Below are 15,961 nucleotides of genomic sequence, written 5' to 3'. Positions count from 1 at the left end.
GGTGCGCCAACAAAACGGGTACCGGATGATCCAATGGATGTGGATGCCTGCCGAGAGGCAGCGCTGACTCTGCTCGATGCAGCCGCCCGATCCTCCGGGGCGCTTGTCAAACGACTGGTTGACAAGGGCTATGACCCTGTTGTCGCCGACGATGTGGTGATGCGTCTGGTCGACGTTCATTTGATTGATGACGAAGATTACGCACGTTCTGTGGTACGCAGCTGTGCTGGGCGAATGCTCGGTTTCCGCGGTACCGTTATGGAACTGAAACGTAAAGATGTCGATGACCTGCTTGCGCAGCAGGTGGCTTCAGAAGCTAGAGATCAAGGTGTGTTCGAGGACGCCGCCTGGCAGCTGGGGCGCAAGGTTGCAGTGAAGACGGAGGGCTTGGAGCTTCAGATTCGTCGTCGTCGTTTCTGGGGTGCCGGCGGGCGCAAAGGCCACGATCCGGAAACCTTGCGTCGCGTCTGTCATGAACTGTTCGACAAAGAGTGAAGTGAGACCTCGTATACCCCGGGTTCTGTCGTGTGTTGCCACACGGACGGTCATCCATCTCGACCTGACGTCGCCGCCAGGCTCCAGCAGCCTACCCGAAGGCCGGGCGAGCAACCCGTGCCGGAACCGAAAAATTCCGACGTGCCTTCTGCTTGGCCTTGCTCCCGATGAGGCTTGCCAGCGGCCAGCTGTTACCAGTGGCCCGGTGGTCTCTTACACCGCCGTTTCACCCTTACCCGATTGCTCGGGCGGTCTGTTTTCTGTTGCGCTTGCTCTCAGGTCACCCTGGGCGGACGTTATCCGCCATCGTGCTCTACGGAGCCCGGAAGTTCCTCAGCCGTTTTGGACGAGCCAAACGCGGCCGCGACCATCAAGAGGTCTCACAAACATCCGATTATAGCAAAGCGTAGCGCATGGCGTTGCAGAAAAGCGAACGGCGTATTTTTCGGGCAATACCCAGCTTGTTTCAAGCTAAGACGCTAGACTGGAACTAGCAGCACAGCAGTAATGCGGCTGCTGGCACATTAGGCGGGGCAGACCCGTTGAACCTAACAGGAGGTCGACCATGGATATTGTCGTTACCGGACGTCACATGCAAGTCAATCAAAAGTTCCGTGATGTCGTGGATACGAAGATGAAGCGTGTCACGTCGATTGCCCCGGACACCGAGCGCGCCCAGATCGTCGTATCGCACGAAGGCAACCCACGCCAGGCCGACACCGCTAAGCGCGTCGAGATCACCATCGAGGCTGGTGCCACCGTGGTTCGTGCCGAAGCTTCAAGCTCGGACGAATACAGCGCTCTCGATATCGCGCTGGACAAGCTGACGCTTCGTCTGCGTCGCGTGCGTGACCGCCGCAAGAGCCATCGTCCCACTCGCAAGGAACAGAAGACCGTCGATATGGGTGTCGTGCCAATTGACGAGCCGATTAATACCGAGCCCACCGCGATGCAGGAGCCGGAAGAGATGGAGCATCCGCTTTCCACCGACCTCGGCCCGGGCGAAAGCGTCGAGGTCCAGGTCGGGGATACCCCGATTGTCATTCGTCGCAAGTTGCATATCGCCGAGCCGATGACCATCGACGAGGCGCTCTACGAGATGGAGCTTATCGGCCACGACTTCTTCCTCTTCGTCAACAGTGAGACCAATCGTCCCTCTGTTGTCTATCGTCGTCATGGCTGGAGCTATGGTGTCTTCGAGATTGACACCGCAGAAAACGTCAAGAAGGCGAAAAAGGCCGCCAAGAACAAGAAGTAATACAATTAGATTCCGCTTACAAGGGATTTTAAGCCCAAGAGCCTAGGCAATGAAGGTTCAGACAAGCGGAATCTGTCAATCAGATTTCATCGACCCATCGGAAACAAGCCGATGGGTCGATTTATGTATGGTTGAAAAATATCGTATTTTGTAAGCAAGTATCGCCGATAACGCGGAAAATCTGCGCCGTCGCGTAAGATGAACGATAGTCTGTGCCAAGCCTTGGTTGGCTTGGTCTTGCTCGTTTATGGGAAACGAACTAGGGAGCGAAATTGGTAGATATCGTCGACAAGGCCCTTCGTATGGGCGAAGGCCACCAGATCAAGAAGCTTGAGAATGTGGCCAAGGCGACTAATGCACACGAGGATGAGATTGCGGCGCTGAGCGACGAGGAACTTGCCGGTCAGACGGCCAAGTTCAAAGAGCGTCTCGACAACGGCGAGGATTTGGACAAGCTCATGCCAGAGGCTTTTGCCACGGTGCGTGAAGTCTCCAAGCGCACGCTCGGCCAGCGCCACTTCGATGTGCAGCTGATGGGTGGCGCGGCCCTGCATTGGGGCAACATCGCCGAGATGAAAACCGGTGAAGGCAAGACCCTGGTCGCCACGCTTCCCGCGTACCTGAACGCGTTGGAAGGCAAAGGCGTCCACATCGTCACCGTCAACGACTACCTCGCCAGCTACCAGAGCGAGCTGATGGGCCGTATCTTCCGCTTCCTGAAAATGAACGTCGGCTGCATCATTACAGACCAGAAGCCCGCAGAGCGTCGCAAGCAGTACGAAGCGGACATCACCTACGGCACCAACAACGAGTTTGGTTTCGATTATCTACGCGACAACATGGCTTGGGAAAAGAACGAGCTTGTGCAGCGTGGCCATCACTACGCCATCGTCGATGAGGTCGACTCCATTCTTATCGATGAGGCACGTACTCCTCTGATCATTTCTGGCCCGGCCGAAGGCGGCGTCACCCGTTGGTACCGCCAGTTCGCCAAGCTCGTCACCAAGCTGACGCGTGATGAGGACTATGAGGTCGACGAAAAGAAGAAGGTCGTCGGCATTCTCGACCCGGGCATCACCAAGGTCGAGGATTTCCTTGGCATTGATAATCTTTACGAGCCTAGCAACACCGCGTTGATCGGCTACCTCAACAACGCCATCAAGGCCAAGGAACTCTTCCTGCGAGACAAGGATTACGTCGTCACCGGCGGCGAAGTGCTTATCGTCGACGAACATACCGGTCGTGTGCTTCCGGGCCGTCGTTACAACGAAGGCCTCCACCAGGCCATCGAGGCCAAGGAAGGCGTCGAGGTCAAGGCCGAGAACCAGACCTTCGCGACGATCACCTTGCAGAACTACTTCCGTATGTACGACAAACTTGCGGGCATGACCGGTACGGCAGAAACCGAAGCCGCCGAGTTCATGAACACCTACAAGCTGGGCGTGCTGCCGATTCCGACCAACAAGCCGATGATTCGTGTCGATCAGGATGACCTGATCTACCGCACCAAGAAGGAAAAGCTTACCGCCATCATCAAGGATGTGGCCAAGCGCTATAAGAAGGGCCAGCCGGTCCTGCTCGGCACTGCTTCGGTCGAGTCCTCCGAAGTCGTCTCCTCGCTGCTTGACGTCGCCGGCATTCCTCATCAGGTGCTGAACGCAAAGCACCACGAGAAGGAAGCGGCGGTCGTCGCCGTTGCAGGACGCAAAGGCGCCATCACCGTGGCCACCAACATGGCAGGCCGTGGTACTGACATCATGCTCGGCGGCAACGTCGAGTTCCTTGCCGATCAGAAGCTCAAGTCCGAAGGCTATTCTGCGGACGATACCCCCGAAGAGTATGAGAAGCGTTGGCCCGGAACTCTGGCGGAGATGAAGGATCAGGCCAAGGACGAACACGAAGAGGTCACCAAGCTCGGTGGTCTTTATGTGCTCGGCACCGAACGCCACGAATCCCGCCGTATTGACAACCAGCTGCGTGGCCGTTCCGGCCGTCAGGGCGACCCCGGCGAGTCCCGCTTCTACCTGAGCCTTGAAGACGATTTGATGCGCTTGTTCAACACCCAGCTCGTTGCCCGAGTCATGGCCAAGGGTCTGCCCGAGGGGGAGCCCATCGAGTCCAAGAGCGTTTCCAAGGGCGTGCGCACCGCCCAGAAATCCGTGGAATCCCGCAACTTCGAAATGCGTAAGAACGTCCTCAAATACGATGATGTGATGAACAAACAGCGCAAGGTCATCTATTCCGAGCGTCAGGCCGTGTTGCGCGGCGTCGATATTCACCAAGATATTCTTCGCTTTATCGACGAAACCGTCGAAAGCTACATCAAGGGCGCCAACAACGGCAGTGACAAGCCCGACGAATGGGATTGGGACGGCCTGTTCAGCGCGCTGAAGACGGTGTATCCGATTTCCGTTGAAGAGGACGACGCTAAGAAGAAGGCAGAAGGTCTCAAAGGCGAAAAGGCCGTCGACGCCGTCAAGGAATTCATTGTTGACGACGCCAAGAAGCAGTATGCCGGCTACGAAGACAAGATCGGTGCCGACGGGCTGCGTGAGCTAGAGCGTCGCGTTGTGCTTGCGGTTCTCGACAAGAAGTGGCGTGAACACCTCTACGAGATGGATTACCTGAAGGACGGCATCGGCCTGCGTGGCATGGGTCAGCGCGATCCGTTGGTCGAGTACCAGCGCGAAGGCTTCCAGATGTACAACAAGATGATCGACGCCATCAAGGAAGAGAGCATCCAGCTGCTCTTCCACGTCGACATCCAGCAGGTGGCCAAGACCGAAGACGCCGAAGCCGAAACCGAACAGGCCGAGGCCTCCGCCGAGGACGAGGCTGTTGATGCGGCCGCACAAGCCGCTGGGGTCGGGTCTGTTGATGACGGGGAGGCCGCGGAATCCCAAGCTACGGTAGCCTCCGCTCCGGGCGATCCCGATGCAGCCGATGAAGATGCCGAGGAAGCCGATATCGCCGAAACTGAAGAAAGCGACGAAGGCAATCCTGAGCCCAGTATCGTGGGCCCCGAACCGATGAGCCACGCTGAGGGCAAGGTTCCGGCCAGCAAGCGTCCGAAGGCCGAAGAGCTCAAGAGCCCGTGGGCTGACGGCAGGACGTTCCCCGGCACCAAAAAGAACGATCCTTGCCCCTGCGGTTCGGGTCGCAAGTACAAGATGTGCCACGGACAGAACGAAAAGAAGTGAAGCTTGTTTAGCTATCCGCTAGCTCTGGGTTAGCGGATAGAGGAAAACGATGGTTGACAGAGAAATCTGCCGGCCACCGTTCCGTTTGTACGTATCTGAAGTGCGAATCTTCAGACCCTCGACCCGTCATCGTAATAATCCGTCTGGGTCTGATGGAATCCCTTATGCTTGGTGAGAAGTCCCACTCCACCGATCAGCGCGGACAGGCCGAAAACAAGGCCCATGATGCCAGCGAACCTGGGGAAAAAGACCGCAGCGATCAGGCCGGCGATGCCGATAACCAACAATCCCCAGAACACGACCTTGACCGGGTCAAGGTGGCCAAGGTCGGGATTCGGCGGCGTGAAATCGTCGAAGCTGTCAATGACGTTATCGGTGTCGAGCCAGCTGGAACCTTCGAAATCGCGGGGCCCGCGAGGCTTAGAGGAAGAGGATGACGCTGAAAAACCATTGGCGAAGGAATCCGGCGTGATGTCCTCAACGGAGAGCAGAGCCTTCTTTTCCTCGCGTTTGGCGCGCTTTTCAAAGCGCTTGGCGTTTCGGGAACTGCTGATGTCATCAAGATCATCGGCGTGTTCCGCCTCAAAGCGCTTCCAAGCCTCATCTTGCGCAGCAGCATCGGAAGAGGAGGGATTTCCGCTCCCGTTTCCATTCGACGCGTCGTTGGAACTCGCACCGGAATCGGCGCCGTCTCGCTTGTCGTCACTGTTGTTGCTATCCTTGAGGCTAGTCATACCGACCACTCTAACCCAGCGGTCGGCCAATTGTGCGGTACGTGCGCGCCTGTGAGACCTGCACGAACCAGGGAGGGAAGAGCTCGTGCTCTATTGGTTCTTTGTCAAAGGACTTGGCCCGATTGCCCGGTGGCGCATGCACCCGACGGGTGTCGGCGTCGAGAACATCCCCAAAACCGGTGGCGGCATCATCGCCTCGAATCATCTGGCCGTCATCGACGATGCGCTGATTCCTCTGACGAGCCCGCGCATGATTCATTTCATGGGCAAAGCCGAGTATTTCGAAGGCAAAGGCATCAAAGGCAAATTTATCAAATGGTGGTTCACCTCTGTCGGCGTCTTCCCGGTGGACCGTTCCGGCGGTTCTAAATCGCTCGGAGCGTTGGCCCATGCCCGCGAGATCATCGAGGATGGGCATCTTTTCGGCATTCATGTGGAGGGCACGCGCAGCCCTGATGGAAGGCTGTATCGCGGCCATACCGGAGCGGCCAAGCTGGCCTTGGAAACCGGTTGCAGCATCATTCCCACTGCCGTCATTGGCAGCAGGAAGATTCAGATGCCCGGCCAGGTCATCCCCAGCTCGGGGCATACCAAGGTGGTTTACGGCAAGCCGATTGCCGTCAAGAAAGTCGATCCCGACACCATCACCCACGAAGAGCTGCGTGAGCTGACCGACCATGTCATGGCCGAAATCGACAAACTCAGTGGCCAGGAATACGTCGACGAATACGCTCAAACCGTCAAGGCGAGGATGAAAAAGGTGCAAGAAGCCGACCAGCCGAAATAATCCTTTAGACCACGGTAAGCGTGACGACGGTGGGATTGCCGTCGTTGCCGCGCACGCGAATCTGCGCTCCCGGGTCGGGTGACTGGAAACGAACCTGATGGGTGAGGTCGCCCAGAGGCGCCGAAATTTTGACTTTCAGGCCCAAAGCCTCCAACGTTTTCTGTGCGTCGCCTTCGTTTTTGCCGCGCACATCAGGAATGGTCACTGTCTCTGGCCCTTTGGAGACCACAACGTCGACTTTGTCGCCCCAATGCATTTGCGTGCCGGCCTTAAGCGAAGTGGAGACGATGGAACCGGCAGGCACCGAATCATTGAACGCTTCGGTGTAGTTCGGCTTGAGCTTAGCATCATTGAACGCCGCCTGTGCGTCGTCCTTCGAACGCCCGATCACGTCAGGCATACTCACCGGCATCGGTCCTTTGGAAAGGACCAGCGTCACCTTGCTGTTGTGGGCGATGGTCGTTCCGGGTTTGGGGGAAACGGATTTCGCAGCTCCCGCAGGGAGGTCTTCGGAGTATTCGTCCTTGCTTTCCACATGGACGATATTGGTGAAACCGGCCTGGGAGAGCGCTTCCATCGGTTTTTTGCCGTCGGCGCTCGACGGATCGAGGATGTCCTTGGGAATGGTGACGTGCCTGATGCCCTTGGAGACGACCACCTTGAGCGTTGCCTTGGTGCGCTTGCTCACGTGGCCTCCCACGTTGCCGGGATCGGTGGAGATCACAGAGCCCTTGTCCACCTTGTCGCTAAATTGCTCAGAGACCTCGTAAGGAACCCCGGCCACTTTAAGGGTGCTTTCGTACGGTTTCCATTTGACATCGGTGATACGGCACACACTGTTTTCCGAGCAGTTCAGATCTTCAGGCTTGGGCACGCTGTAATAGCTTCCAGGTCCGAGGAAATACCACCATGCTATGCCGCAGGCTGCGAGCACGGCCAAAAGCGCCAGGATGATGGTGGTAATGACCACCGGCTTGCGCAGTTTTGATCGCTTTTGGGACTTGGTCTTGGTGGTGGGATTATCGCCAGCCAAATCCTTGACTTGTTCATCGGTCGGCGCATCCATCAGTCCGATGGTTATGGTCGGATTGTTCACTGCGGCCGTGCCATCATTTGCCAACGTCCGTCCGTTGATGGCCTGTGTGGCCGCGTTGGGCGCGGATTGGCGTTCGTAAGTGCTGTTTGACGGCAGGGCCTGTGTCGCCCCGAATGGAGATGTGCCGGCGGCAGAAGTCGCCGTATCCGATGAAGGCTCGCGAGTGGCGAAACCGTTGGAAGTGCTCGAAATACTCGAAGTATCCGGAGCATTGGAAGGTTCGTATATCGAGGACGCTGCCGATGGTGCGTTGGGCTGTGACGCGTTTGAACGTATTGCGCTTGTGCTGGTAGTGGGAGCAGGCGGCGCTGGAACCTTGGTTTGATAGTCGGCCGCCTCACTTGCCGGATTAGCCGCATATGAAGCGGTGTCTCCGGCTTCGTTGTGAGCGACGCGGGAAGGTGCGGTGCTCACAGCAGCGTCAGCCAGCGGTACGGCGGTGCCAACCAGTGGGGAAGTGGCTCCTTTCGCTTTGGCTTCGATTTTTTCATCTTGCGGAACATAGCGATATTGCCAGCCGTCGACACCGATCCGCGAGCTCAGCGCTTTGAGTTCCTGCAGTGCGGCCGCGGCATCGATGGGGCGGTCTTCAACAGACCGTGCCGTCAGATGGCTGACAAAGCCGGAAATCGAAGGGTCAATGCCAGGACAGACGGTTTCGAGTGCAGGCACGTCTTCATGGACGTGTTTGAAGACCATCGTCACCGGGTTGTCTGAAGTGAACGGCACTTGCCCGGCCAACATCTCCCAAGCCATGATACCAACGGAATAAAGGTCGCCCTGCGGTGTAGCGATGTTGTTTTCGATCATCTCCGGAGCCAGATATGCCGCCGTGCCCAAGAGCATGCCGGTGGTCGAAAGCGTGGCTTCGCTCATCGCCTTGGCCAGCCCGAAATCGGTGATCTGCACGCGTCCACGGTCGTTGAGCAAAATGTTCTCGGGCTTGATATCGCGGTGCACTACGCCGGCACGATGTGCGCTTGCCAGCCCGTCGAGCGTCTGGGAAATGATGCGTACCGTTTCGTGGACGCTGAAGGTGCCGCGCTCGTTCATTTCATGGCGGAGGTTGACGCCGTGCACGTATTCCATCACCAGATAGTCGCGTCCGCCGGCCGTTCCGGAATCGTAGACCTGAACGATATGCGGATTGCTGATGGCCGCGGCACTGCGGGCCTCGCGATGGAAACGGGCGACGAACTGGTCGCGGTGCGGTCCTTGGGCCAGCTGCGTGTGCATCACCTTGATAGCCACCACGCGTTCGAGCCGTTCGTCCTTGGCCTTGTAGACCGTAGCCATGCCGCCGTCCGCAATCGGGCCCAGGACGCGATAGCGCCCGTCGATCAGCTGGGTTTGCGGCTCGTTTTCGGCTTCGCTCATGACTTGGTTGTGTTCCTTGGCTACTGGTGGGTACGAATGTCTCAATATTACATGCCGCAAGGTACGGGAAGGATCCCGGCGAAATGGGAGGAGTGCGGATTACCTCAGTGCATCGGGGATGAATTGTGCGCAGGATGCCGTCAGCGCCGTGCGGCTTTCTGGTGTCAAATCCGTGGTAACGATTGCTGCCTGCGTTTGCTTCCACCGGTCACGGATACGTTTGCGTGACCGATTGATAGCACCGGTTGACGCGAAAAGACTGAGTGCAGTATGCACGTCAGCGCTGCTTCTGGCGGGTTGACGGTATATCTCAATGAGAGTCTGCCTGTCCGTTTCGTCAGCTGATTGCAGTGCGTCGGCGAGCAGAACGGTGTGCTTGCCTTCGCGGATGTCCCCGCCGACGGGCTTGCCGGTGGATTGCGATGTACCGATGACATCGAGCAAGTCGTCGGTGAGCTGGAACGCGACCCCAAGCGGCAGCCCGATGTCGTATGCGGCCTGATGTGCGGTTTCTGGGGCCATCCCTGCCGCACAGAGTCCGAGCTCGAGCGGTGCGATGGTGGTGTAGCTTGCCGTTTTCCAGGCAAAGACGTTGAGTGAGGAGTTGATGAGTTCGTCAGGTTCGTCGAGACTGATGGTCTCTGCGCTCAGATCCAGCGTCTGTCCGATTTCGACGGCTCGTTGCATGTCAAGAAACGTATGCAGATTGGCGTCAGCATATTGCAATACATGGTCTTCTAAGGCTAATGAGGCGATATCCGCCGAGGCGGTGGCGAGCATGTTGCCGAGCATCAGTGCCAGCCCAGTTCCGAAATTGTCTGGCGCGTTTTTCTGTCTCAAAACGACGTGGGCGCTGGGTCGGCCTCGGCGCAGTGGTGAATCATCGATGATGTCGTCATGGATCAATGCGCTGGTCTGGTAGATTTCGATGGCACAGGCCAAGTCGAGCATGGTATCGGGAACGTTTTGAATCGTTGGGTGAGTTTGGCTGGAATCTTTGGAATGAATTGTATTTGCAGGTTTTCTATGGCTCGGAGTTGTGCAAGTCCTGTCATTGCCGTCGGACCTTGAGGATGTCGAAACTTCATAGGCTTTGAACGCGGCCAAGGCGAGCAGCGCTCGAAGCCGTTTGCCGCCACGATTGGCGGCCAGGCCTTCGTTGAAAACCGCTTGCAAGGTCGGGTTGAGATTCATCGCCACTTCATGGTGTCCATTGACGCGCATCCATCTCTCGCACAGTTCGGTGATACGTCGGTCGATGACATGGTTATCCACACTTGCTTGCATAAGTCCCAAGATTATCCACATCAGCCTACTTGATTATTCACATCGCAGTATAGAGCAAAAGAATGGCGGATTTCCAACGCTTATGAGCATTCGACCACAGTGGCCGAAATCAGCACGGAAAAGAGGCAAAATGTGCCATAGTGAATTGGACAAGATGTTTTATCCGTTTCCCGCGACTGCCGGCAAAGACGGAACTTAGACAAGAAATAACAAAGGAGTGACTATGGCAAAAAACATATCAACGAAGTCGAACGGCAAGACTCGGCAACCTCATCCGGCAACAAAGCCTTCGGGGTCGCGCTCGACGCATGTGGCCGACAGTCGTAGGAAACCGACTGCTGGCCATGGTCCAGCGCTCAGAAACACGGGGGCGGCCCAGCCTCGGAAACGCACGATGGCCGATATGCCGATACATGTAGCGGCACCAAGACGCGATAAGAAACAAGCACAAAATCCGAACCGAGACCAACGAGACCGGTTTGACAAGGACACCAATCTGGACGTCGTCAATGAGCAGGCCATCAACGCCGCGATAGCAGAGCATGCCTCTCAAGCCGCCGGCACCAGCGAAGATTTTGGAGAAGAAAGCGAAAAGTCGCAAGAACCCCATGAGGTCCAAGACCCGCAATTGGAAGCCTTGGCACAACGATTGCAAGAATACAAAATGGAGAAAGGCATTGCAAAAGCGAACCGTGAGTGGCTCAATGAGCCGTTTTGCGAATGGAATGAGAATCTGTGCAATCATGTCCACAGTATGTCGCAATCCCATGCGCTGGCGATCTGCGTGGCTATGGCGGATATGCTTTCACCGCGTGATGCACTGATTATGTCATTGGTCGGGGCGAAGAGTGCAAAGATCGGCGTCAAGGCAATGCTCGATTTGGCGGCCGAACCCCACGAGCCGGGCAACGTCATCCGTCTTTATCGACTGTTGGACGCTGCCTTCAACGATGCCGACGCCTCACCGGATCTTGAACGTTGCACTTGTGGAATCGATATGCTTGTCGATATGGCGAGACTGGTTTGCGGTCGTTTCGAGGTGCAGCCGTTGACTGTTGCGGCGTACGGGTCATGGTGGCTGGGCAGCGATGATGCGCTCGACTATGCATGTGAGGCACTGTGCTTGGATGAGCAATGTACACTTGCACGCATTATTTGCTCTGCGATAAATCAAGGTTTGCGTCCCGCCTGGCAAATGTGAAAAACCGGAAAGTCGTTCTTTGGTCTCGTCTGAGTGCCAGATTGGGACTTTGAAAATTTTTCAATAGGCATTTCATTGTTCTTTGATGGAGTCATTCGCTGACAATGGGAATAATCGTCCTTGTTTGATGGTTGACTTCTATAGTCACAGGTTTTGTAATGTGGTGGATTCACGCTGTCTTGTAAGCGTGGGAATAATTATCATTCACTTGAGGAGGGTACGTTTGGCCAAGAAGGAACAGGCAACAACCGTAGAGTCTGAGCAAAGCGAGGATAGCAAGGTTACTCGTAAGTCGAAGGCCACCCGTTCGTCTTCTTCAGGTGCAACGCAAAAGGCGACGGCCAGAACGAAAAAAGCGAAGAAAACCACTGCTGTAAAAAAGACGTCGAAAAAGTCGAAGAAAGATGAACAAATAACCGCGGGAAAAGTCGATGCTGGTGAGATCGACGAGAATTCTGAGGATATTTCAGACGATGAAGACCTTCAGGACGCCGACCTCGAAGATGTCGACGACGTTGGGGAAGTCGACGAAGACGAGGATTTCGACGATTTGTCGGATGATTCCTCCACTTTGCCTGATGATGACGAAGACGAGGATGAGAATTCCGAGCCTGATGACGATGAAGACGACGAGAGCGACGACAGTGCGGCTTCCCATCGCAAGGCCGCAGAGCTGCCGAAAGCCAAAGGTGCATTCGTCGTCAGCAACAATGACGACGACGATGACAATCTGACGCCTTCCGGCAACCCGAAACGCCGCGTGGTCGCCGCTGGTGCCACCGCCGATCCCGTTAAGGACTATCTGAAGCAGATTGGCCGCGTGAGCCTGCTGAATGCAGAGCAGGAAGTCGATCTTTCCGAACGCATCGAGGCCGGTCTCTATGCCCAGCATCTGCTCGACACCCAGGGTGACGGCATGGACTTCAAACGCAAGCGCGAACTCAAGTGGGCGGCGAACGACGGCAAGAAGGCCAAGGATCATCTCCTGGAAGCCAACCTTCGTCTGGTCGTCTCCCTAGCCAAGCGCTACACCGGCCGTGGCATGCTTTTTCTCGATTTGATTCAGGAAGGTAACTTGGGCCTCATTCGCGCCGTCGAGAAGTTCGACTGGAAGAAGGGCTTCAAGTTCTCCACGTACGCCACCTGGTGGATTCGCCAGGCCATCACTCGCGCCATGGCTGACCAGGCCCGCACGATTCGCGTGCCCGTCCACATGGTCGAGGTCATCAACAAGCTTTCGCGCGTCCAGCGCCAGATGCTGCAGGATCTGGGCCGCGAGCCCACGCCTGACGAACTGGCCCGCGAGCTCGATATGCCCGTCGAGAAGGTGCAGGAAGTGCAGAAGTACGGCCGAGAGCCGATTTCGCTGCATACCCCGCTCGGTGAGGACGGCGATTCCGAGTTCGGCGACCTGATTGAAGACACAGATGCGATCGCGCCTTCCGAGGCCGTGGCCTTCTCCCTGCTGCAGGAGCAGTTTAAGCAGGTGCTCGAGACGCTTTCCCCCCGTGAAGCCGGCGTCATCAAGATGCGTTATGGTCTTGAAGACGGACAGCCTAAGACGCTTGACGACATCGGTCGTGTCTACGGAGTGACCCGTGAGCGCATTCGTCAGATCGAGTCCAAGACCATGTCGAAGTTGCGCCACCCGTCTCGTTCGCAGACACTGCGTGATTTCTTGGATCAGTGAGTTTTTTGGTGCCCGCCGCTTTTGTGCGGCGGGTTTCCCGTATCTGATAAATTTCACAGTGAACGGATCTGATTGTTTTAATACCCGATTTGTGTCGGGTCAATTGTGGTATGTAAAACAACCGACAAAATTTCAGATTCTTCGCTGGCCTTTTAGACTTTAAGCACGGCGTTGGCGAGGCTGTTGGGTATGGTGATAATTCGTGGCCCAAAGCCTGATAGTCGTTGGTAAGGTAGGTATAGAAGCGAATGGTTGAGGAATACAGTGCCAAGAATCTGTCCGTGCTGGAAGGGCTTGACGCCGTACGCAAGCGTCCCGGCATGTATATCGGCACCACCGATAGCCAGGGGCTTATGCACTGCCTGTGGGAGATTATCGATAATTCCGTCGACGAGGCGCTCGCCGGTGCCTGCGACAAGATCGTAGTCACACTGCACACCGACGGTTCGATCGAAGTTGCCGACAACGGCCGTGGCATCCCTGTGGACGTTGAAAAGAAAACCAAGCTCACCGGTGTCGAAGTGGTGCTCACCAAGCTGCACGCCGGCGCAAAATTCGGTAATTCCTCCTACGGCGCTTCCGGTGGCTTGCACGGCGTCGGCTCCTCTGTGGTCAACGCTTTGAGTTCCCGTTTGGATGTCGAGGTCGACCGCAACGGCAAGACCTACCATATGGCGTTCCATCAGGGACATCCCGGTGTTTACGACGATTCGGATGCCGAGCATCGTTCGCCGGACAACAAATTCAAAAAGACCCGCAAGGGCAAGCCCACCGAGCTTGAAATCATCGGCAAGGTGACACCCAAGACCACCGGTACTCGTATCCGTTACTGGGCCGACCCGGAGATTTTCAACGATACCGCCCGTTTCAGCTACGAGCAGTTGATTGACCGCGTACGTCAGACCAGCTTCCTGGTACCGGGCCTCAAAATCGTGGTCATCGACGAGAACATTCCCGAAACCGGGGATGCGGCCGTGGACGATATGTTCGAGGTCGATACGCCGCAGCCGGAGGAATCGGTTGCCGGTAGTGGCGCAAATGCGGATGCTTCCGCGGTTGCTGAAGCCCCTACGTTGGCTTCGGCGTTCGACGATGATAATGATTCGATGGTTTCGTCGGACGGTTTCGAAAACATTGGAACTGACGGAGATGCTGAATTATCGCAAGATGATGACGAGACCCGCGCGGCTGACGACATGTCCGAAACCGCACAGACCGATGATGATAATCCATCGGATAAATCCCAAAACGACGATGACGGTAACAATGCCGGAACCAACACGTCACTGAACATCGAAACCGACGGAGCCCCTGCACGCCCCCACAAGCGTGTCGAAGAATTCCTGCACACCGGCGGCGTGAAGGACTTCGTTGACTTCCTTTCCCACGGCGAACCGGTCTCGACGGTCTGGAGCATCGCAGGCGACGCCACCTATACCGAGGAAACGCAGGCGGTAGACACCGACGGCGACCTGCACGCCGAAAAGATCAAACGCGACTGCTCGGTCAATATCGCCTTGCGCTGGGTCAACGGCTACGACACCACCATCCGCAGTTTCGTCAACGTCGTGGAGACCCCCGGCGGTGGCATGCATGTCGACGGCTTCTTGCAAAGCATCACCAAGCAGGTGCGCAAGGCTGTCGAAGCCAACGCACGCAAGCTCAAGGTCAATCTCAAAGACTCGAAAAACAAGGTCGAGCGTGACGATATCCTCGCCGGCCTCGTCGCCGTGGTCACCGTGCGCATCGCCGAACCGCAGTTCCAGGGCCAGACCAAGGACGTGCTTGGCACGGCTCCGGTGCGCCCAATCGTCGCCAGGATGACCGACAAGCAGTTCGGCGAGATGATCAACGGGTCCCGTCGCGGTTTCAAGGAGCAGTCCGGACGGGTCTTGGAAAAGATTGTCGGCGAGATGCACGCGCGTATTCAGGCACGCAAGACCAAGGAGGTCACCCGCCGCAAGAACGCGCTCGAATCCGCTTCCATGCCCGCCAAGCTTTCCGACTGCCAGCCGGGCAACGACGACGTGGCCGAACTGTTCATCGTCGAGGGTGATTCCGCACTCGGCACCGCCAAGGCCGCTCGCAACTCCGGATTCCAGGCGCTGCTGCCGATTCGTGGCAAGATCCTGAACGTGCAGAAGGCCAGTATGACCCAGATTCTCGCCAATAAGGAATGCTCGGCGATCATCCAGGTCATTGGTGCGGGGAGCGGCGCCAACTTCGACGTCACGCAGACCCGTTACGACAAGGTCATCATGATGACCGATGCCGATGTCGACGGCGCGCATATTCGTATCTTGCTCTTGACGCTGTTCTACCGGTTCATGCGCCCGCTTATTTCCCACGGCCACGTTTACGCCGCCGTGCCGCCGCTGCACCGTATCGCGTTGGCCGGCAAGCACAAGGGTGAGTTCATCTACACCTATTCTGACGACGAACTGGCAGGCAAGCTCGCCGAGCTCGACAAGAAAGGCATCGCCTACAACCCCGACGTGCAGCGCTACAAGGGCCTGGGCGAAATGGACGCCGACCAGTTGGCCGACACCACCATGGATCCTCGCACCCGCATGCTGCGCCGCATCTCGATGGAGGAGGCCGAGGACGCCAGCGGCATCTTCACCCTATTGATGGGCGACGAGGTGCCTCCACGTCGTCAGTTCATCGTCGACAACGCCGACGACTTCGACCGCACCAAGATCGATACCTGATAGCGAATGCAACAATTGCATTTCCCATATCTGAATTATCGTGATATGGGCATGGCTCTATACAGTAACCGAGTCTTGTCGGGAAAGGCTTCATTCCTGCGTTCGTCTTTCGGTGATATGACGTT

At 56.8% G+C, this 15,961-nt stretch carries 10 protein-coding genes and 1 other RNA gene; 7 read left to right on the top strand and 4 right to left on the bottom strand.

Annotated features, from left to right (window positions below):
- Nucleotides 1–33 precede the first annotated feature (33 nt).
- Complete coding sequence (locus OZX70_RS06010; RefSeq protein ID WP_348519443.1) at nucleotides 34–495, top strand: RecX family transcriptional regulator; 462 nt, start codon at nucleotides 34–36, stop codon at nucleotides 493–495.
- On the opposite strand, the gene rnpB is transcribed toward OZX70_RS06010, so the two are convergent.
- An RNA gene (rnpB, locus tag OZX70_RS06005) (RNase P RNA component class A) lies at nucleotides 494–878 on the bottom strand. The two genes, OZX70_RS06010 and rnpB, sit on opposite strands and share 2 nt — an antisense overlap.
- Nucleotides 879–1,060: 182 nt before the next feature.
- On the opposite strand from rnpB, the gene raiA reads away from it, so the two are divergent.
- Nucleotides 1,061–1,753, top strand: coding sequence for a ribosome-associated translation inhibitor RaiA (gene raiA, locus OZX70_RS06000; protein WP_277179886.1), 693 nt, complete (start codon nucleotides 1,061–1,063; stop codon nucleotides 1,751–1,753).
- A gap of 272 nt (nucleotides 1,754–2,025) precedes the next feature.
- Complete coding sequence (gene secA, locus OZX70_RS05995) at nucleotides 2,026–4,953, top strand: preprotein translocase subunit SecA (protein WP_277179884.1); 2,928 nt, start codon at nucleotides 2,026–2,028, stop codon at nucleotides 4,951–4,953.
- A gap of 110 nt (nucleotides 4,954–5,063) precedes the next feature.
- Here secA and OZX70_RS05990 read toward each other — a convergent pair whose 3' ends face one another.
- Nucleotides 5,064–5,687, bottom strand: coding sequence for a DUF308 domain-containing protein (locus OZX70_RS05990; RefSeq protein WP_277179882.1), 624 nt, complete (start codon nucleotides 5,685–5,687; stop codon nucleotides 5,064–5,066).
- 85 nt (nucleotides 5,688–5,772) lie between these two features.
- On the opposite strand from OZX70_RS05990, the gene OZX70_RS05985 reads away from it, so the two are divergent.
- Nucleotides 5,773–6,474 carry a lysophospholipid acyltransferase family protein gene (locus OZX70_RS05985; RefSeq protein ID WP_277179880.1) on the top strand — a complete coding sequence of 234 codons (702 nt, stop codon included), beginning with the start codon at nucleotides 5,773–5,775 and terminating at the stop codon, nucleotides 6,472–6,474.
- Nucleotides 6,475–6,478: 4 nt separating this feature from the next.
- On the opposite strand, the gene OZX70_RS05980 is transcribed toward OZX70_RS05985, so the two are convergent.
- Nucleotides 6,479–8,947 carry a Stk1 family PASTA domain-containing Ser/Thr kinase gene (locus tag OZX70_RS05980; protein WP_277179878.1) on the bottom strand — a complete coding sequence of 823 codons (2,469 nt, stop codon included), beginning with the start codon at nucleotides 8,945–8,947 and terminating at the stop codon, nucleotides 6,479–6,481.
- Between the two features lie 99 nt (nucleotides 8,948–9,046).
- Nucleotides 9,047–10,234: a polyprenyl synthetase family protein gene (locus OZX70_RS05975; RefSeq protein ID WP_277179875.1), complete on the bottom strand. Its 1,188-nt coding sequence runs from the start codon at nucleotides 10,232–10,234 to the stop codon at nucleotides 9,047–9,049.
- 394 nt (nucleotides 10,235–10,628) lie between these two features.
- Between OZX70_RS05975 and OZX70_RS05970 the strand changes: the two genes are divergently transcribed.
- The 3 genes from OZX70_RS05970 to OZX70_RS05960 all read left to right on the top strand — a co-directional run bounded on the left by OZX70_RS05970 (nucleotide 10,629) and on the right by OZX70_RS05960 (nucleotide 15,836).
- Nucleotides 10,629–11,435 (top strand): hypothetical protein, encoded by an 807-nt coding sequence (locus tag OZX70_RS05970; protein ID WP_277179873.1) that lies wholly within the window; start codon nucleotides 10,629–10,631, stop codon nucleotides 11,433–11,435.
- A 223-nt stretch (nucleotides 11,436–11,658) separates the two neighbouring features.
- Nucleotides 11,659–13,125, top strand: coding sequence for an RNA polymerase sigma factor (locus OZX70_RS05965; protein ID WP_277179872.1), 1,467 nt, complete (start codon nucleotides 11,659–11,661; stop codon nucleotides 13,123–13,125).
- Nucleotides 13,126–13,373: 248 nt separating this feature from the next.
- A complete protein-coding gene (locus tag OZX70_RS05960; protein WP_277179870.1) occupies nucleotides 13,374–15,836 on the top strand; it encodes a toprim domain-containing protein in 2,463 nt (820 codons plus the stop codon).
- Nucleotides 15,837–15,961: the final 125 nt, after the last annotated feature.

The sequence above is a fragment of the Bifidobacterium sp. ESL0732 genome, assembly GCF_029395535.1.
Lineage (GTDB): Bacteria > Actinomycetota > Actinomycetes > Actinomycetales > Bifidobacteriaceae > Bifidobacterium.
This window is presented reverse-complemented; position numbering and strand designations above follow the sequence as displayed.

Excerpts from the sequence above, each read along its gene's own strand:
- OZX70_RS06010 (WP_348519443.1), top strand. The coding sequence starts at position 34 with ATGGATGTGGATGCCTGCCGAGAGGCAGCGCTGACTCTGCTCGATGCA.
- raiA (WP_277179886.1), top strand. The coding sequence starts at position 1,061 with ATGGATATTGTCGTTACCGGACGTCACATGCAAGTCAATCAAAAGTTC.
- OZX70_RS05990 (WP_277179882.1), bottom strand. The coding sequence starts at position 5,687 with ATGACTAGCCTCAAGGATAGCAACAACAGTGACGACAAGCGAGACGGC.
- OZX70_RS05980 (WP_277179878.1), bottom strand. The coding sequence starts at position 8,947 with ATGAGCGAAGCCGAAAACGAGCCGCAAACCCAGCTGATCGACGGGCGC.
- OZX70_RS05970 (WP_277179873.1), top strand. The coding sequence starts at position 10,629 with ATGGCCGATATGCCGATACATGTAGCGGCACCAAGACGCGATAAGAAA.
- OZX70_RS05960 (WP_277179870.1), top strand. The coding sequence starts at position 13,374 with ATGGTTGAGGAATACAGTGCCAAGAATCTGTCCGTGCTGGAAGGGCTT.
- OZX70_RS05975 (WP_277179875.1), bottom strand. The coding sequence starts at position 10,234 with ATGCAAGCAAGTGTGGATAACCATGTCATCGACCGACGTATCACCGAA.